Consider the following 18,690-nt stretch of genomic DNA (forward strand, 5'->3'; position numbering starts at 1 on the left):
TACAGTGATGCGTGATTGCATTGATTACCAGGTTGCTTTACAGGACAGTAGCTCAACAACAAAGTAAATCCACTTTTCATGAGTTTGGATGTTAGTGATATCTGTCGCCCAAGCCTTATCAACATTCATCGGATTGAATTTCAATTGAAGCATGTTGGAAACAACATAACTGAACCTGTTACTAAGTTTCAGCGCGCAAACCTTTAAGGTTTGCATCAGTTTGATGTATTGGATGAACATTACGACGCTCACCTACGTCACGTAAATCAACATGGAGCTTCGCTGCTATAGAAAAGCTAAAACTGGTTAATCAAACCCATTAACTGTTGGTCTTCTTTGGTGAGTATAGAGATTATTACCTTACGCCAGGCCTAGAAACCACTGAGACGCACATTCAGCATCCGATATTACCGACATGCAGGCCAACAATTACAGTTGAAGTGATAAAGGCATACCTTCGTCAGACTAGTTTACTTAGTAAATCCGGCTTTTAAACTTAGCTCGCTTTTCCGGTACGTTTTTAAGTTCTTTCTTAAATAGCCTAATCTCTGCTGCCTAATCTGTTGAAGCTTTGTGCTCTTTCGAATCAGAACAATACGTCTTCACGCGCACACAAAAACTTTGCGAAGTGACTTCTTATCGCTGGGCAACTCCTGCAATAATATGACAGCGATTATCTATCTGTTTAAACCGCTTCGGTTTTAAATTCTTTGGAGTAGAGTTTATCGCTCGTAAACACCTATAATTAGTTTATCTAACTGAGAGGTGACTCGGAAATTAGCAGCGATTCATTCTTCCTCGTCGTATTTTTTAGGGAATTCAGAAAATCTTTGCTAACGATTAATCTCTCTAGACTTTAACAAAACGTAGCAGTTATCTGCAATAATTAGACGCGTCTATACCACTTTTGAGGCATATTAAATCCGAATCATTTGATGATTTGGGTCGCGTTGTTCAGCACTCTTACAAACTTTAGCGCTGGCAACACCGAAGTATGGAGAGATGTTGATGAATTGCTCTGCTAGTACGTAGCAATAACTTTCACACTATCAGTGACCTTATTACTATCTATATATCCAATTATGTTAGGATTACTGTTAACTAATTCTAAAACCTCAATGTCGTTAGCGACTGCCTTAGGTGGGATTCCTTTTCCCGTAAACAAGAGTTTAGCCCAATAAGCTTTCAATTGGCTCGGTGACTTTTTTAGCGCTTCAACACTAAAACGTGTGTTGATACTTTCATCTTCTTGTTTAATTGGGATCGCTACTGATCCATCAGGAAAAGTTTTAATTTTTCCCAAAAAAATGTTTGATATTACATTTTTGTTAAATGAATTGGTGTTTCCTTTGTGGACTATCACTGATATTTCAGCAAGCGTTGATGTACTGAAGGACAGAAATAGGATTGTGCATAGAATTTTTCTCATTTTATTCCCCTTAAAATATTAAATCTATTCCAACCGACCAAATCGAGAAGTCTCCAACGTCGGTACGAGAATCTTCCCCTAAGAAGTAATCCACTTTGAGTGCCGCATTCGGATGGAAATCATGTCTAAGGGTTACACCGGAACCTTTAAATTCGTATTCCCTAAACGCCTCGGCAAACGCTATGCCTGTATCGAAAAGAATTTGGTTGTTAACTTTTGAGAGAAACTTATCTTCCACATTGTCTTGGGTAAATTCTTCAGTGTGGACTAAGATAGTTATTTCGGGAGTAACTCTGTACCCTAGTGATGCGTACCAAACTTGATTAAACACATCAACGGAATCTTTTATGCCGTATCGAGTAATTTCGAAATCGATTAAAATGTCATTTTTATCGATATTGAATCCTAAATAACTATATCTTCCGTCTTTACCTGTATATTTAATGGCATTTAAGAAATTGTCGACTTCAACGTCTGTAGCCCCTTGACTTATTGCAAAATCAATAGCTGGTTGAGCGGCCGCGAATATTACATCTGTGTCAACTTCTCCGCCATCTAAGACATTGAAAATTACTCCACCATATATGTTCCACCATCCACCTGAAAAATTTGCTCTAAGTGATACAATATCATCAAGGCCAAACGAGTTCGTTTCGCCTGTAAGGGGCTCAAAAAAATCTCCTTCCCAGCTACCATATAGAATTTTAGTTGTCAGAGCGTATTGGCCGAACGTAAAATCACTATCTAAAGTTATTCCATCGATAGTATTGAATTCAAAAGGTTGATAGACAGATTTAGGCAGACGTGCAAAATTATAGGCATAGCCTACATTTTCAAATTCTGATTGATAAAATAAAGGATTTGCAAATCGACCAGCGCTAATACGGTGATTCGGTGTGAGCTCATAGCTGATGTAGGCTCTAGACGCCTCTAGGTTGAAATTGTTTTTACCCTCTGCAACAATTTGTATCGTAGCACTTAGACCATCCCCCATATCTGCGCGAGCCTGTAACGCGAACAATGATTCATCTTTAAAAGAAAGCTCACCATTTCCTTCAATACCCTGATGTGCAGGAGTATCACCGTCTTGGTCTGAAGAAGTGGCTCGAATGGAGGCAAAACCGTTAATAGAAACTTCTGCAAAAGCGGAATATGTAGAAGTTATTAATATAAATAAGAGTGCAGGAGTACAACTTATTATTCTCACTTTGGTTACCTCATTAATTTAACTAGCTCTTTATTGATAGTTAACCAATACGCAATAAATTTTTTTTATAACATAATTGGATTAAACTCAGCCTCGATTCAAAATAGTTCAACGCATCAAAGAGGCAGGTAAAGCGTGTGTTACTGATGATGTGATTAATTTAAGAATGCTTCCAGGGTTTAAAATTAGGAATTAGGGTTAAAACTATTAGTTGGAATAAATTGTGGAAAATAACAAAAAAATAATGATACTAGTTGTTAGAGAAACTTCTGCTTCCGTGGCGTATAGTTTTATAGATATACTTAATGTTGTCGGCCGAGCCTGGGATGGCATTCCAATGTCTCCCGCTAGTTCTAGTGGCTTCGATATACAAATGGCTTCCTTTCTACCTGCTCCCCTTTTACTAAAAAGCGGCCTATCTATTCATAATCTAATTGACGTCAGACATGCGGATGAGCCAGATATCATTATCATCCCAGACCTTATTATCGGAACCAATATTCAACCCAGCGATATGTGGAGAGACGAAATTAGCTGGATAAAGCAATCTCACCACAGAGGTGCACTAATTGTTGGCGCATGTACGGGAAGTATTTTGCTTGCTGAATCAGGTATTCTTAACGACGAGATGGCAACTTCCCATTGGGGGTTTTACACAATGATGGAAAGTAATTACCCAAAAATAAAACTTAATCGAGACGACCGAATAGTAGTTTCTGGCAAAGACTCTACACTGATCACAACTGGTGGTTACGCAACTTCCAAAGAGCTTATGATGTACTTAGTACAACGTTTCTTTGGGAAGGCTGAGATGATTCGGATCATAAAGTTGTTTTTGTTTGGTAAATATAGTTCTGGACAACAACCTTATGTATACTTAGACATCCCTCTGAGTACTAAAGACAAGGCTATAAACGAAAGTATTAGGTGGTTACTTGACAATATTATTGATGGAACCCCCCTAGCCGGAATGCTCGAAGCCGCTGGTTTACCCTACAGTACATTCATACGTCGCTTCAAAGATGCTACAGGTTACACCCCAAATAAATATATTCAATACTTCAGAATTGAGCGAGCTAAAAAGCTTTTGGAGCTTACAAAAATTCCTTTAGAGCAGGTATGTTTTGATGTTGGCTATGAGGACCCTCGCTCATTTCGAAATTTATTTAAGAGGCTCGTGCAAATGTCTCCATCGGAGTACCGGCGCCAATTTAGTACGGTTGATGATTTACTCCCAGAGTAAACTCGCGCTAAATCAAGTTTAATGTAATGGCCAAATTAACGATGGCACTACATTTTAATGCTGGGGCAACTATTAATCTCCCCTATCAACAAATAGGTACGTTTCACAGACCAAATTGTAAGCATGTAAAGTTAATATTTATTAAGGCTTTATGGGGTACTTGAGGAACTTTTTCCGATATTGATTAGGAGTTACGCCTGTGTGTTTTTTAAACAACCTTCGAAATGATGACATATCTGAATACCCTACATCAGAAGCGATCTCTTCAATATTTGTATTGTTTGCTTCTAAACAGTCTTTCGCTTCTTCCATTCTGAGGGATACTACATATTCAATGGGTGTGTAACCAGTGGCCTGCATAAATCTTCGGTAAACCGTTTTTTTGGAAACAGATGTTATCTTAACCATTTCCGCTACTGGATTTTTCTTGTCATAATTTTCAGAAATCCACAACTGTAACTCCTCGATCATCTTGTCATCATGACGACGTTTTCTAAAGCCAGTTGCGTATGGGATAATTCCGTCAGATTTATCCCCTAATAACCATAGCTTCGATAATCTACATGATTCTGCAGTACCTCGAAACCGTGATACCAGGAAAACTATTAGTTCCTCCCAACCACCGGCACCACCGATAGTAAGTATACGGTCATCAATGGTACCAATACTGACTCTGTTGGGTTTTACTGTAATACTTGGGTAGTCCTGTTCAAATCTTTGTAATGCACACCAGTGGGTAGTTATCATCTTTCCATTAAGAATACCGCTCTCTGCCAGCAGCAGAGCTCCAGTACAGATACTGCTTAAAATGGCCCCGTTTTCATATTGTGATTTAATCCACCTAGCTTCTTTGGGCCATCTGCCTATGACAGAGTTAAACGGATCTACAAAGAGGTCAGGAATAATAACGATATCTGGTGTAGTGGCGGACTCAAATGTATGAGTTGCTTTTAATGGTGCGCCAGTTGGCGCATTAATGATGTCAGTTGTGAGAGCAACTATTTCCACATTAAAAGGCGTCACTCCTACTTCTTCTCGCGTAGCGAAAGTCCAAGCTTTACCGACACTTTGGAGAGTTTCATGAACTATATATAATATGGATGCCGAACATTCTGGTATCATAACAATCGCTATATTTTGTACTTTCACTTCTTTCACCAAATAGCTAGTAATTTATTAAGTTCCTGATGAACTATTAATATCAATAGTACTCCCTCACATTATTCTCAATCAACTTTAAAAAGCATTAGCTTTATTACTAACATCATCCTGACTAGAAATCTTTAAATTGGCAGAGTCTGAATGAATGTTCTATATTTCCCGTTCACTCATCACAAGTGATAACGGATATTTAACTTCGAAAAACAAGAAATGGCATTAGTTGTTTTAATATAAATATTGGAGCGCAAATTATATTTTGCTAAAAATTTTAAAGTTTGCTTTTGGATATTTTCCGATCGTAGTAATGGCTTCAACATTTACTGAAGTAGAGTCTGAACTTAAAGTCGTATTGGATCGATTGTCTTCGGACCCACACACAAGCTTACAGTCGTTAAATAGAATATTGAAGTCCTCAGACATTGAGACTTATCCCGAATTATTGTTGCGATTACTTAAGGCAAAATGTTTTTCTGAAATAAATTTAGGAAAATTTGAAGAAGCCATGAGAACAGCAGAACAAGGTTTGGCGCAGCTTGATGGGGAATCTACGAATCAGGGGAAAGTAAGATTTATCATATGTAAAGCAAATGTCGAGGTGCAAAGAGGTAACGCGTTTGGGGCACTAAGTCTTTACAATAAAGCAGTGGAATTCGCTAAAGGCACCAATGAGCTAGAGGCGTTTTCTTTGCAATACAGAGCACGTTATTTCTTAAATTATCAATCTTTTGATGAGGCTATTCAAGATAGCCTGAAAGCATACGAACTCTATATTCTGGAAGGCGGTCACGAAGCTCAAGCAAATGGAGCTCTCATGAATATAGGGCTGGCCTACTACAAAATGAAAGACTTTGACAGCGCCAGAGATTACCTCCGCCAATCGCTAATGTATTTTTCTAAGACTGACCACCCTTTTGTTCAAGCAAACATATACCACACACTTGGTTTAATAGCATATTCTACTGGAGATATTAGCGAAGCGATTGATAATATTGAAGAATCTGCCGCCATTAACAATGCTATTCAGAATAAAATTGCATTGTTTAAAGACTACATAGCATTAATTGACTGTTTCATAGCAAACAAAGATGTGAAAATGGCTAAAAGTTATCTCAATAGAATTATAAATATACGTAAAAATTTAAATTCTAATGATGTAATAATTGCTGCTGAAATTGCAGAGGCTAAAGTGTTTTCATTAGACAATAATGTTTATTCAGCAATTGCAAAAATTAGTAAGTTAGAGAAAAAATTCACTCTCAATAATTTGCAGTCACTCGAAGTCTTTCAGCTACTTATCGAACTATATGAAAAAACTGATAACGTATCTATGGCTAATACCTATCTACATAAAATATTAAGTTTGGAAAGAACCGTTTTTAACGATCGAATACTAAACAATACTAGGCAGATTAGTCTTAGGTACAAAGTTAGAGACATTCAGGTTAAGAACGAATTACTTAATTTGAAGGCGCAAGCAGCAGCTTCTGAAATCGCATTAAAAGAGGAAAAGATGGCGTTATACTTTTTTATCACTTGCGTTGTAATTTGTGCTCTTTTAGTTTCCATAGTTATGGTTGTGCTGTTGTTTAAGAAGAATAAGGAAATAAAATTAATGTCACTGACTGACGAACTTACTGGAGTTATGAACCGTAGAGCAGTTATAAATCAATTAAAAAGAGAAGTGGACCATACGTTACGTTACGATAAAAAAATAGTAGTCGGCATTGTTGACATAGATCATTTTAAAAGTTTGAACGATAAGTTTGGCCACCCATTTGGGGATCAAGTGCTTATTACGATAGCTAGCAAGTGCTTGTCTATAATAAGAGCATCTGACTATTTTGGAAGACTCGGTGGAGAGGAGTTCATGTTCATTTTACCCGAAACGGACCTGACTAAAGCCCTGGCTTTTAGTGACAGATTGCGTGCGATAGTGAAGAGTACCAATTTATCAGATGGGAAAATATCTGTTCATATTAGCGTCAGTATCGGAATCGCTTCACTGACGAGTGAAGATACCGTTGATAGCATATATCACAAAGCTGATACTGCTCTTTACCAAGCGAAAACGTCGGGGAGAGATCGTACTGCGATGTTCGAAAGCACAAACTAAAGGATCTAAGTAGCGATAGTCATTTTTCAGCGTAAATTGTTTCATCTTAATTTTTTGGGCTTCATTGCCTCCTTTCTGTCCGTTCTTACACGTTAATTCCAACTGATTTGTACTAAGATCACAAGCAATTTAAGAGCTAGCAATAAGCACAGCAAATTAGTTAGGCAGCCTCGATTACTCTCACTAACACTAACACTAACGTAGAAGTTTGAGTGATGTTTTTATAAACAGGGGCATTTAATAGTAAGCGCTTTAAACCAAGTTTTGTGGAAATCTAATTTTTCCTTATTTTAATGCGTAATTGTTGCTTCTTAGCAACAGCTTTAAGCATGACGTTATGAAATTAACCTTGAAAAAGTGCTTCTGTCAAAAATTAACAATTGGTTGGCCTATCAGTGTCACCCTGCCAATGGAGTAACAAATGAAATTACGCATTAATGTAGTTTTTCTTATAGTTTCAACGATCTCATCATTGAGTGTGCTTGGTTCTTCGGAAAACAATGTTGTATACAGCGCCAGCAAATGCGCACTCAATTCAATGGACGGATCTTTAACATGGTTTTCAGGAAAAGAATCTTGGGACGATAACAACATTCCCAGCTCTGTATATTCCAGCTATGGACTGCACAATAAGTCAAGCGATAAGTTTTTTAGTGTAAATTGTCCTATTGTCAATTTAGCACCTGAAATAGTATCACCAGTTTCAGTTGAAGTGAGATTTAAAAACTCCGATAAATTTAGAGAGGGAACAGAGACTCTCAATCATTATTACGGAGATGGATACTATGTATGGTGGCCAGTTGGTTGTCGATTAAATTCCAGAACCTCGGACAGGAAATATTCAAAAAAATCTCAATTCGTATCTTTTGCAGGTTTAACCGGGGGGACCAGCAAACAATTGCCAAGTCTCACGCAAAACACCGACAGTACGTACGGTATTTCCTGTTATATGGGGCCAGACTCAAAAATATTTAATTACGTGGTTTCTCAATGATCCCTCCAACATTATTTAGCGCAAACTTTGAAATTTACACCCCGAAGGAAAACACAAATGAATAAACCATCTTTTTACATCGGATCGCTGTGCTTCTTTATAGCCACCAGCGCTTTTTCCCAGACTCCCAAACACAAAGCGTTGTATAACACTAATAGTTGTAAAGTACATGTATATAAATCTGAGTCAGAGGCAGAGTGGGAAGAAGAATCTGGAGCGATACATAAAATTTATGGAATAAATAATTCCTCAGGTAGTAAGTTCCACAGAGTATATTGTCCTATCGATAATCATATTCCTCAAACGACACCTAGTGGCAAATTAGTCGTCAATGTAACTTTTTCAAACAACTTCGATGTTTCTAAGCATGAAATCAATCGTTTTCATCCAATAGGCTGTAGATTAAAAACGACAAATTGGAGCGGTCAGTATGGCAATACAACTAGGTGGAATAGCTTCAAGGGGCTTACATCGAGTGGGTCAATCGAGCGGGAGCTAAGTGTAGACTGGATATACAGTGGAAGCGCGGGAATGGAGTGCTTAATTGGTCCAGGAATGGGTTTAATCAGTTACGAAGCATCTTTTTACTAATCAGGTGGCAGTTTATGAATTTTCGAAACAAAAAATCAGCCGCTAAACCACCTATCTTGAGATAATCACAATGAATCAAACTTTTAGAACATTTTTTATTTTAGTTTTGACGTTAACGTCTACCAGCAGCATTGCTACGGGTGAAAGCGCCGTTATCTATAATGCGAACAATTGTGCTTCATCGTATTTATCAGGACCAAATTCAGACTTGGACCCAAAGTCAGTCTATAGAGTCGACGGTGTCCACAATAGTTCATCAGAACAATTTTTTCAGCTTACATGCCCAATTGATATAACTTCTTTGGAAAAAAGACCGATATCAATCGAAGTCTACGCCAGGTACCGTGGTAATTCGAACGATTCAAAGCACCAAACTGCTACTTCTGTGGTCGGATGCTACGTTACACATAGAAATTGGAAGGGGTCTAGCTACAAAGTTAGCTCTTTTATATCATTTGTAGGAGAAACATCTTTCGGAGCGAAGTCTATTGGTCCCATTTATGGTGGCTTTGCAAGTGGCAGCGCAATTCTGAAATGTACTTTGGGACCTGGCATGAGTCTATTTAATTATTCAGCGATAATCGAGTACGAAGATTAATGAAAAAAATTTTCCTGATTTGCTTTACCGTAGTAATAGTAAATGTATGTGCGAGTTTGTTCTTGCATGTAAAGCTGAATAGGCAATATGAATTTTTCAACGAAGCGCAGAGTAAATCCCTTCAAATTTATTTAAAAGAAATAAACGAAGTTAAGCTAAAAATAAATGAGGTTAATACAGCGTATAGTTCGCCGGAAGAAAAAACTAGCCCTGAGAAAAAAACCCCACTCTTGACGCCTATTGATACGTTAGATGGCAATTTAGATAGGCGTCATGATGAGTCTGGGTTGGATATTGCAGACACTAATATAATTAGCATGGAGGAAGAATTTGGAAATTACCAGAGCGAACTAAATCAATCAGACTATAACAATGCTTTTCAAGAAATACTTTACCAAAATTATAGAAATAATTTTTTAGAACATGCTCCTAATAGTGAAGTAGACGCAAAATTTAGATGTACGGATATTGTGTGTGAGATTGTAATATCCTCTTATGACTACAAGCAGATAGACCTTCTTTCAGATTGGTTGGTAATGGGTAAAGCGCTTGTTGGTCTTCAGTTTAGCGAATGTATCATCGAGCGTAGCGAGGAGAGTAGTTTGCTAATTTTTACCAACATTTGTGTTATCGGCAGTTCGAATTGAGCACGTTAAAGCCGTCCTCGGGGAACGTCCTCAAATTTTGACCTCGGTGTCTCAGATAGATGGGATTGGTCGAATAATCTGACAGATTTATATCGACAAATTAGGACCAAATATAAAATGGACTTAGTGCTGTTCTTAGTTAATACATAGCAAGTAATAGTCTCCTAAATTTTAGCTTTTAAATGGCTCAAGCTAATTTAAGCAGTTTTTTTAGACTTGTTAGAAACATAATCGCTGGATTAACAAGGTTATTCTAAATAGGACTTTCGATGCCATTTGTTTTTCCTTAAGAACATATGGCTAAATTAATATGAGATCTCGTCATTCCAAATGAGCTTTTGACATTTTCTTTCAAAATTAACATTTTTAATAGGAACTTATATGCTCGAATTAGACGTCTCTAAATTAGAGCAATTACGCAAATTTTCCGAAATGGAGAAAAAGGAAGATACTGCAAGATTTATTATTCCCACCACCTTTAAACAGCATATGTGCTTTCAAGCGGATGAGGCTCTCACATACCTGTCCATATATGACGATGGTGCACTTGTTGGTTTCTTTATGATACGCACCGAAAACTCAGAGAGTGTCGAGTTGAGGAGAATGGTTGTTTTTAAGAAAGGCATAGGGGTGGGTCAAAGATCGCTATATGCCTTGGAAAAATATTGCGAGACTCATTTAGCCTGTAAGAGGATTTGGCTTGATGTTTTTTCCTACAACACCCGAGCCAGGCACATCTATGAAAAAACAGGATATGAAAAGTTTAAGACTGCGAACTACTCTCAAAGAACTTTAATTTTTATGGAAAAGTACATTTGATATTGAAGGTAAGTTTAATCAGGTATTTATACTCAATTAGAAAAATTTTGGTTGAATATGCTTGTGTGATGAAGAGTCTAGATTAAGCCAGAATATAAACGATTGTTGTTTTCTCGCTTTGTCCTTTCCTGAAAACTAAGCCAAAGTAGAGAACTTCTCAAACTCTGTAAATACCTTCAAATATTTGAGAGATATGGCACTTTTTTAACCATATAGCCCCTCATAATTTAATGTTATATCCGCTAGTATCATTATCAGATTTTATTCTTCACGAAAAATCTAAGTCAAGGTTTTGTCATCAATATGTTGCTAATTAACTGTGGGGTAAAATGAAAAACTACGCAATTTTCATTTTTTCGATAGTGTCCTATACCATAGGGGCACTTTCGATTGTTCTATTGATGATATTCCTATTTAGTGGAGCAATGTTGTTTAACCCTCTACATAATCGAGGCTACGACATGCCTCTTGAATACCAAATTGCTAGTAACGTTTTTCTGGCTATTATTTACTTCTCAATTCACTCTTTAATGGCACGTTCATCTTTCAAAGGTTGGTGGAATTCTCACTTTCATTTTGCGATGCAAAGAGCTTTCTACATATTTATAAGTGGTATTACAACAATTACTTTTCTCTATTTATGGTTTCCTTTGCCAAACCTTTTCATTGAATTTTCTCACCCAATAACAAAGATGTTTGTAATTATTTTTCACGTTTCTGGATGGGTTCTAATTTTTTCGTCGACTTTTGTCATAGATCACTTTTCTTTTTTTGGCATCAGACAGACTTGGCGAAATATGGTAGGGAAAACATCTGTTGATCCCCCCTTTACGGTCAAATACATGTATGCCGTTATTAGGCACCCGATTAGTTTAGGTTGGTTGATGGTTTTTTGGAGTTCTCCAAACTTTACTTACGGCAATCTTTTGTTAGCCATACTCTCAACCGGCTACATATTGATTGTTACGCCAATTGAAGAAAAAGACCTAGTCAGAACAATTGGGAAAAGTTATCTGGATTATAAAGAAAAAGTTCCAAAAATTTTACCGCTGCCTCGCTTGAAAAACAAAAACTAAAAACTGTTTATGACAAAAATTGTGCTTGCGTAAGCGACTCAAATAAGAATAGTTGGAACGAATTGTGAATAATTTAAGCAAAAACAGTAAATTACTCGAAACTTTAGCGATCCTTGATTCTAAAACCCCTATTGAAGATGATAAAAATACAATACTGGTGGTAGATGATGAAGATATCGATTTGAAAATTTTGAATAGTATTCTGAGTCCTAAATACAATGTCGTATTAATGCGAAGTGGCAATGAAGCAATTGCATATTGTGTCAACACCCCTCCGGACTTGGTATTACTCGATCTTCATATGCCTGAAGTTGAAGGTACCTTAATTTGTAAACTGCTTAGACACCATAAAAAAACAGAACATATTCCTATTATTTTTATTACGGCGAGTGACGAACATGAATCCCAGGATGCATGTTGGGAAGCTGGTTGCGTAGATTTTGTAAACAAGCCAATTGTAAAATCAACATTGCTACATCGAGTGAAAGCACATCTAAATGCAAAATTGACGACCGATAAACTGCGCAAAAATACATTCTTAGATGGGTTGACGGGCGTTTATAATCGAAGATACTTGGATAACAAATTGGAATCTGAATTACAGTATGCTGCGAGTGGGATGGAACCTCTACATTTTATGATGATTGATGTTGATTTATTCAAACAGTTTAACGATAGTTTCGGTCATTTGGCTGGTGATCAAGCCTTGAAACTTGTCGCGCATGCAATCTCTCTTCACTGCCAGCGACCAAGCGATAGTCTAGCGCGTTTTGGAGGGGAAGAATTCGGTGTATTGTTACCCAATACAAATCGTCATTTGGCACTTAAAATTGGGCAAAAAATTCTTCATCAAGTTTTTTCACTTCAACTAACAAATCCAAACTCAGAATATGGAGTACTTACAGTGAGTATCGGTATTGCCGAACTACCACAAAATTCATCGAGCATTGAAGAGGTAATTGCTATTGCAGATAAGAACTTGTACGAAGCGAAGCGACATGGCAAAAATCGGGTCTGGTTTACCTAATGTTTTGTCAGATTATAACTTTTTTTAAACCTTTACTCTGACTAGATGTACTATTATAAGAATCATTTTAATTTTGACTTGCTTTCAATATGACTGGACCCAATAAAAAGCACTATTTTGAAAGATTAGCACCAATCCTTCGATGAGGTTTTTCATATTATTCGGCCTGTTTTGCAAACTCACCTGGTAATATGTAATTCATTGAGCTTCGGGTTCGAACATGATTATACTATTTGACCATAGCTCAATTTCCTAACGTGCTTCATCCCTAAATTCAGGGATACAACGTTGATTACTCGTAAATGTTCCTCCAGTGCTCAACGAATACATCGAATCTATCTATGTAGTGGTCAAGTTATATTGACCAAGGTTTATAGTATAGCAGTATCTTTTTTCTGATTCGATTGGACTCAGACCGCCAGTGTACTGGGCCTAGTTTAGCTGTGAAAGCCAACAATATAATTCGTTATGTGTGGCTTGGCATCTGTAAAATTCCGATAACCAGTATTTAGAACCCATTCCATTATTAAACTTCTGAAGAATCGTTCCGCTAGGGTATTATCCAACAATTTCAAGTGAGGTGAGATCTCTTAACTTCTATTTCAAACAATATGAGAATTTACATATGCAGATATTTCTCATATCGCGAAATAACATGATAAGTGCGGGATTCGTTATTTCAACGAATAAGAGATCCCACACTTTTAGGAGACGATTCCGTCTCAAGTCTAGGATTGGTAAACACAATCATACAATCGCGGCGTCTTCTTTTAGCAATAGGACGACTAGATAGATCAGTGCAAAAGGTGGAAAAAACACAGTAAACATTCGATGATTGCCGCTGTCCTAGGGTTCTCTGTTTTGGTCTTACCCAACTTTTAGCTGTAATAAGCAAAAAAGATGAAAAATCCAATCGTCGCCAAAATGCTCAGTGCTGAATATATATACTCTCCTTAATGAAATAAATTGTCTCTGGCTAACCCACTTGTGACGAAATATAAAACATCATTTATCCAATACCCACATATTGTAATTGTTTTTCGATAATTAATTATCCATTATCGATATATAAATCATTTCAGAGAAGTTTCAATAATGCAGAAGCAATTGAAAGTAAATCTCGATTTACTGTTATTACAACGCAAGATGAAGTTGTCAGAGTTATCCAAAAAAGTGAATATAACCATGGCTAATTTGTCGAAACTTAAGACTGGGAAAGCAAAAGCAATACATTTCACTACTCTTCTATCAATTTGTGAGGCATTAGATTGTAAACCTGGCGATCTATTAGATCTGGAATGAATAGGAAAAACTTATGTTGATCTACCCTTGCCATTAGAAGGTATTAACAAAGGTCATAAAGTATAGAGGGGTGATAGCTTGTCTCAATCAACTAATAACGTTACCTTCAAGGCTCCCAGTAAATTTAATACCTTTAAAGAGATCACAGCACCGTTAGATTGGTTGAGCACGTTAGGTAGTCTACCGCAGCTACTCACATTACCTAAAGGTGATGGCAGGCCCATTATTTTAGTGCCTGGGTACATGGCCGATGATTACTCTATGGCGCCATTGAAAGGCTTTTTACGCCAAATGAATTATGATTGTTACAATTGGGAGCTGGGCCGCAATCATGGTGACGTTGATCAGGATATTGTGCGGCTGGGCGCAAGAACATTAAAGTTGTTCGAAGAAATTGGACAAACACCGATTACGTTAATCGGCTGGAGTCTAGGAGGTGTGCTAACTCGCGAGGTAGCGCGATTGTTTCCTGAATGCGTTAGGGAAGTTATCACCATGGGCACACCAATATCTGGCGGCCCAAAATACACAGCCGTTGGAAAGCGTTATGCAAAGCGGAAGAATCTCGATTTAGATAGCTTTGAACTACACGTTCTAGAGAGAAACCAATTAGGCTTCAAGCAACCCGTCACATCAATCTACAGCAAATCGGATGGCGTAGTAGGTTGGCAGGCGTCAATTGATATTTATAACAGTCACGCTAGAAACATCGAAGTTAAGAGCACACACATGGGATTAGGCATAAACCCTAAAGTTTGGGAGATCATTGCCATGACGTTGGCAAGCGATGAATAGATTCCCGCCTGCGCGGGAATGGCTCAATAGTTTTGCTAGTAGTCTGATTGACTAATAATGGCTAATCTTCGTCAGGTGTACTATCTTGCGCGACTTCGGGTGAAACTTCCTGTGCTTTTTGCGTCAATTCAATTTCGACGCCGTCAACCCTTTGCAAGCCTCTAGGCAACTTGTTACCTCTACGGCCCCGTTCACCTTGATAGTGAATCAAGTCATTTGCGGTTAACGTCATGCCTCGCTTTCCAGCCATAATTTTCACTTGGGCACCATCAGGCACTACTGCAAGGACACTGACATATTCTTCACGGCTTTTGGCTTTTGCAGAGGGGATATTGATGATTTTATTCCCCTTGCCTTTACCCAAACTTGGTAAGTCCCGCAGTGGGAACATTAACATCCGTCCTTCATTCGATATAGCCAAGCACCAGTCGGTTTCGATATTGGAAACCGTTTGTGGCTTAATGACTTTGGCTCCAAGCGGCAAAGATAGGTAAGCTTTACCGGCCTTATTTTTACTGACCATATCAGCAAATTTACCGACGAAACCATATCCGGCATCAGTCGCCATCAGATATTGTTGTTCATCAGCACCCATGATCACATGTTCAAAGGTTTCGCCACCTACAATGTTGAATTTGCCCGTGAGCGGTTCCCCTTGACTGCGAGCAGAAGGTAAGGTGTGAGCATCAGTGGCGAATGTGCGACCTGATGTATCCAGGAACACTGCCTGTTGGTTGCTTCTGCCTTTGGCGCTAGCCAGATATTTGTCGCCCGCTTTATAACTCAACCCTTCGGCATCAACCTCGTGACCTTTCGCACAGCGTGCCCAGCCTTTTTCAGACAGAACAACGGTTACCGCTTCGGAAGGTACTAATTCTTTCTCTGAGAGCGCTTTAGATTCGCCGCGCTCAACAAGTGGAGAACGTCTATCGTCTCCATATTTTTCGGCATCAGCCAAGATCTCTTTTTTGATTAAGGTTTTTAGGCGACGATCCGAACCTAATAACAATTGCAGCTCATCGCGCTCTTTGGCAAGCTCTTCCTGCTCTCCCTTTATTTTCATCTCTTCCAGTTTAGCTAGATGACGGAGTTTCAACTCAAGAATTGCTTCTGCTTGTTTGTCAGATAAACCAAAACGTTTTATCAATTCGGCTTTTGGCTCATCCTCGTAACGGATGATACGGATGACTTCGTCGATATTTAAAAACGCTATCAACAAACCTTCTAAAATGTGCAACCTGGCCAACACTTTGTCCAAACGATATTGAAGTCGCTTGACCACGGTATCTTTTCTAAATGACAACCACTCGCTCAAGATAGTGCGTAAATCTTTAACTTGAGGACGGCCATCCAAGCCAATCATATTGATATTGACGCGATAATTTTTTTCTAAATCGGTTGTGGCGAACAAATGTTGCATTAACTGCTCAACATCAACCCGATTAGAACGTGGTGTAACTACCAATCGCGTTGGGTTTTCATGATCTGACTCATCACGAAGATCACTCACCATCGGCAATTTTTTGGCCTGCATTTGCCCAGCAATTTGTTCTAAAACTTTGCCACCAGACGCTTGATGAGGCAACGCTGTGATGATTATCTCGCCATTGTCCTCGTGGAAAACTGCACGCATTTTGATAGACCCGCGCCCTGTTTCATAGAGCTTTTGGATATCCGCTTTTGGCGTGATGATCTCGGCATCTGTGGGATAGTCAGGCGCCTGAATATGTTGCAGGATATCGTTTAACTCGGCACGACTATTATCTAGCAGCAACGCACAGGCGTTGGCAACTTCACGAGCATTGTGAGGCGGTATGTCAGTCGCCATACCAACCGCAATTCCGGTCACACCATTTAGTAAAATATGCGGCAAGCGCGACGGTAAAACTTGTGGCTCTTGCATTGTACCGTCGAAGTTGGGTTGCCAGTCGACCGTACCCTGCCCTAATTCGCTTAGCAGTATTTCACTGAATTTTGATAAACGAGATTCGGTATAACGCATAGCCGCAAAGGATTTTGGATCGTCTGGTGCGCCCCAGTTCCCTTGACCATCGACCAATGGGTAACGATAAGAAAAGGGTTGCGCCATCAATACCATGGCTTCATAGCAGGCAGAATCACCATGAGGATGGAATTTACCTAATACATCACCGACTGTACGTGCTGACTTTTTATATTTGGCCGTTGCACTAAGTCCTAATTCTGACATCGCATAAACGATGCGTCTTTGAACAGGCTTTAAGCCGTCGCCAATGTGCGGCAACGCTCGGTCCATGATAACGTACATGGAATAATTGAGGTAAGCGTCTTCTGTGAATCGACTCAGAGCCAGTTGCTCTATGCCATCCTTGTTTATAGTTATCTCTTCGCTCATAGTGTATTACGTAAACCGATTGTTTTTATTATAAAGACCAGCAAAAGCTGGCCACTTTTAACGATTATTTGCTGTAGGTTACCTTATAAATCGCATCAGCGAAATCATCCGATACCAGAAGGCTGCCATCGGGCAGTGTCAGCATGGCTACAGGTCTTCCCCAAGCCGTATCATCACTGTTTAAGAATCCATCAATAAATGGGCGATAATCGGTAATTTTGTTGTTTTCAACCATGGCCATCATTACCCGGTAACCCACTTTTGAGCTTCGATTCCAAGAACCATGCTCTGCAACAAAAAGTGTCTTTTTATATTCTGCTGGGAATTGACTGCCTTGGTAAAAATGAATACCTAATGGCGCTACATGAGCGCCTAAATTGAGTTCTGGATGGACATAGTCACTGGCTTTTTTGCCCTCGCCAAATTCCGGGTCCGCAATAGTTCCTCCGTGAAAATAGGGGTAACCAAAGTGTTGTCCTTCCTTACTCACACGATTGATTTCACACGGAGGGATATCATCCCCCATCCAATCTCGACCATTGTCACTAAACCATAATTCTTTTGTTTGCGGATGCCAGTCAAAACCCACGCTGTTACGAACACCTTTAGCAACCCACTGTTTTTCACCTGACGATAAATCGACTTTCAGGATACTGGAAAACATGGGGTCATCAAACTTACCATCGTTTACCGTTTCGCAAATATTACAAGGAGCACCGACCGGCACATACAACCAGCCATCAGGGCCAAAGTCGATATTTTTCCATCCATGATGTTTTTCGCTAGGCAATCCATCAACGACCACCTTACCTTGAGGAGATTTCGTATAGGTGGAATCGATGTTTTCATATTTTAATATTTGGCTTACTTCAGAAACATACAAATCGCCATCTTTATAGGTCAGTCCAGATGGCATGGTAAGACCCTCTGCTATTAAAACGACTTTTTCCGCTATTCCATCTTTATTCTCGTCAACCACCGCATGTACTTTCCCCTCGCCGCGACTACCAACATAAACGATTCCAGTTTTGCCAATCGCCATTTGCCGCGCGTTTTTAACGTTTTCCGCATAAACGCTGATAGAAAATCCATCAGGCAAAGAGAGCTTATCCAGAGCCAATCCCAGGCTACTTGAGGTGAACGTAAGCGCGGCTAACCCTAAAGTCAGAAGAGCAAGTTTTTTCATGAGGAGTTCCTAGCAAATTATTATTAGGTTTAATATACAACGAACAAAGGATATTTGGTTCACTGATTCGTAATTTATATTAAAATGTAAGTTGTTGTGGCCTTTGCAATTGAAAAACATGATAGCAG

Annotated in this window: 15 protein-coding genes and 1 pseudogene; 10 read left to right on the plus strand and 6 right to left on the minus strand. The window is 38.8% G+C overall.

All coding sequences use genetic code 11. The features are described from left to right. Nucleotides 1-1,021: 1,021 nt before the first annotated feature. Both FM019_RS11060 and FM019_RS11065 read right to left on the minus strand, forming a co-directional pair. The gene (locus FM019_RS11060; protein WP_143835998.1) at nucleotides 1,022-1,429 is read right to left on the minus strand and encodes a phosphate ABC transporter substrate-binding protein; all 408 of its coding nucleotides are present in this window, start codon (nucleotides 1,427-1,429) and stop codon (nucleotides 1,022-1,024) included. Between the two features lie 10 nt (nucleotides 1,430-1,439). Further along, nucleotides 1,440-2,636 carry a hypothetical protein gene (locus FM019_RS11065; protein ID WP_143835999.1) on the minus strand — a complete coding sequence of 399 codons (1,197 nt, stop codon included), beginning with the start codon at nucleotides 2,634-2,636 and terminating at the stop codon, nucleotides 1,440-1,442. Nucleotides 2,637-2,880: 244 nt separating this feature from the next. Here FM019_RS11065 and FM019_RS11070 point away from each other — a divergent pair, with 244 nt between their 5' ends. Next, nucleotides 2,881-3,879 carry a GlxA family transcriptional regulator gene (locus FM019_RS11070; protein ID WP_143836000.1) on the plus strand — a complete coding sequence of 333 codons (999 nt, stop codon included), beginning with the start codon at nucleotides 2,881-2,883 and terminating at the stop codon, nucleotides 3,877-3,879. Nucleotides 3,880-4,020: 141 nt separating this feature from the next. Here the strand turns inward: FM019_RS11070 and FM019_RS11075 are convergent, their stop codons facing one another. Continuing rightward, the gene (locus tag FM019_RS11075) at nucleotides 4,021-5,028 is read right to left on the minus strand and encodes a GlxA family transcriptional regulator (RefSeq protein ID WP_143836001.1); all 1,008 of its coding nucleotides are present in this window, start codon (nucleotides 5,026-5,028) and stop codon (nucleotides 4,021-4,023) included. A gap of 268 nt (nucleotides 5,029-5,296) precedes the next feature. Here FM019_RS11075 and FM019_RS11080 point away from each other — a divergent pair, with 268 nt between their 5' ends. From FM019_RS11080 to FM019_RS11110, 7 genes are all read left to right on the plus strand, one after another. After that, nucleotides 5,297-7,153 (plus strand): diguanylate cyclase, encoded by a 1,857-nt coding sequence (locus tag FM019_RS11080; RefSeq protein WP_143836002.1) that lies wholly within the window; start codon nucleotides 5,297-5,299, stop codon nucleotides 7,151-7,153. Between the two features lie 421 nt (nucleotides 7,154-7,574). Beyond that, nucleotides 7,575-8,147 carry a hypothetical protein gene (locus FM019_RS11085; RefSeq protein ID WP_143836003.1) on the plus strand — a complete coding sequence of 191 codons (573 nt, stop codon included), beginning with the start codon at nucleotides 7,575-7,577 and terminating at the stop codon, nucleotides 8,145-8,147. Nucleotides 8,148-8,204: 57 nt separating this feature from the next. Then, nucleotides 8,205-8,738: a hypothetical protein gene (locus tag FM019_RS11090; RefSeq protein ID WP_143836004.1), complete on the plus strand. Its 534-nt coding sequence runs from the start codon at nucleotides 8,205-8,207 to the stop codon at nucleotides 8,736-8,738. Between the two features lie 597 nt (nucleotides 8,739-9,335). Beyond that, entirely contained in the window at nucleotides 9,336-9,983 is a 648-nt protein-coding gene (locus FM019_RS11095) for a hypothetical protein (protein ID WP_143836005.1), read from the plus strand. A gap of 381 nt (nucleotides 9,984-10,364) precedes the next feature. Continuing rightward, complete coding sequence (locus tag FM019_RS11100) at nucleotides 10,365-10,802, plus strand: GNAT family N-acetyltransferase (protein ID WP_143836006.1); 438 nt, start codon at nucleotides 10,365-10,367, stop codon at nucleotides 10,800-10,802. Between the two features lie 461 nt (nucleotides 10,803-11,263). Then, on the plus strand, nucleotides 11,264-11,878 hold the full coding sequence (locus FM019_RS11105) for a methyltransferase family protein (protein WP_143836007.1): 615 nt from the start codon (nucleotides 11,264-11,266) through the stop codon (nucleotides 11,876-11,878). A gap of 64 nt (nucleotides 11,879-11,942) precedes the next feature. Then, entirely contained in the window at nucleotides 11,943-12,905 is a 963-nt protein-coding gene (locus FM019_RS11110; protein WP_185969258.1) for a diguanylate cyclase, read from the plus strand. A 440-nt stretch (nucleotides 12,906-13,345) separates the two neighbouring features. Here FM019_RS11110 and FM019_RS20995 read toward each other — a convergent pair. Next, a pseudogene (locus FM019_RS20995) lies at nucleotides 13,346-13,468 on the minus strand (IS3 family transposase); the annotation flags it as partial. A gap of 532 nt (nucleotides 13,469-14,000) precedes the next feature. Between FM019_RS20995 and FM019_RS11115 the strand changes: the two are divergent. Then, nucleotides 14,001-14,207 (plus strand): helix-turn-helix domain-containing protein, encoded by a 207-nt coding sequence (locus FM019_RS11115; RefSeq protein ID WP_143836009.1) that lies wholly within the window; start codon nucleotides 14,001-14,003, stop codon nucleotides 14,205-14,207. Nucleotides 14,208-14,285: 78 nt separating this feature from the next. Further along, nucleotides 14,286-15,002, plus strand: a complete 717-nt coding sequence (locus FM019_RS11120) for an esterase/lipase family protein (RefSeq protein WP_143836010.1) — start codon at nucleotides 14,286-14,288, stop codon at nucleotides 15,000-15,002. A 61-nt stretch (nucleotides 15,003-15,063) separates the two neighbouring features. Here FM019_RS11120 and parC read toward each other — a convergent pair whose 3' ends face one another. Together parC and FM019_RS11130 are read right to left on the minus strand one after the other, a co-directional pair. After that, the gene (gene parC, locus FM019_RS11125; RefSeq protein WP_143836011.1) at nucleotides 15,064-17,376 is read right to left on the minus strand and encodes a DNA topoisomerase IV subunit A; all 2,313 of its coding nucleotides are present in this window, start codon (nucleotides 17,374-17,376) and stop codon (nucleotides 15,064-15,066) included. A gap of 64 nt (nucleotides 17,377-17,440) precedes the next feature. Beyond that, on the minus strand, nucleotides 17,441-18,562 hold the full coding sequence (locus FM019_RS11130; RefSeq protein ID WP_143836012.1) for a PQQ-dependent sugar dehydrogenase: 1,122 nt from the start codon (nucleotides 18,560-18,562) through the stop codon (nucleotides 17,441-17,443). Nucleotides 18,563-18,690: the final 128 nt, after the last annotated feature.

The sequence above is a fragment of the Aliiglaciecola sp. M165 genome (genome assembly GCF_007197995.1).
Classification (GTDB): domain Bacteria; phylum Pseudomonadota; class Gammaproteobacteria; order Enterobacterales; family Alteromonadaceae; genus Aliiglaciecola.

Bases quoted from the DNA above. Each gene is read 5' to 3' on its own strand.
- FM019_RS11060 (WP_143835998.1), bottom strand. From the start codon at position 1,429: ATGAGAAAAATTCTATGCACAATCCTATTTCTGTCCTTCAGTACATCA.
- FM019_RS11070 (WP_143836000.1), top strand. From the start codon at position 2,881: ATGATACTAGTTGTTAGAGAAACTTCTGCTTCCGTGGCGTATAGTTTT.
- FM019_RS11085 (WP_143836003.1), top strand. From the start codon at position 7,575: ATGAAATTACGCATTAATGTAGTTTTTCTTATAGTTTCAACGATCTCA.
- FM019_RS11090 (WP_143836004.1), top strand. From the start codon at position 8,205: ATGAATAAACCATCTTTTTACATCGGATCGCTGTGCTTCTTTATAGCC.
- FM019_RS11095 (WP_143836005.1), top strand. From the start codon at position 9,336: ATGAAAAAAATTTTCCTGATTTGCTTTACCGTAGTAATAGTAAATGTA.
- FM019_RS11100 (WP_143836006.1), top strand. From the start codon at position 10,365: ATGCTCGAATTAGACGTCTCTAAATTAGAGCAATTACGCAAATTTTCC.
- FM019_RS11105 (WP_143836007.1), top strand. From the start codon at position 11,264: ATGCCTCTTGAATACCAAATTGCTAGTAACGTTTTTCTGGCTATTATT.
- FM019_RS11115 (WP_143836009.1), top strand. From the start codon at position 14,001: ATGCAGAAGCAATTGAAAGTAAATCTCGATTTACTGTTATTACAACGC.
- parC (WP_143836011.1), bottom strand. From the start codon at position 17,376: ATGAGCGAAGAGATAACTATAAACAAGGATGGCATAGAGCAACTGGCT.
- FM019_RS11130 (WP_143836012.1), bottom strand. From the start codon at position 18,562: ATGAAAAAACTTGCTCTTCTGACTTTAGGGTTAGCCGCGCTTACGTTC.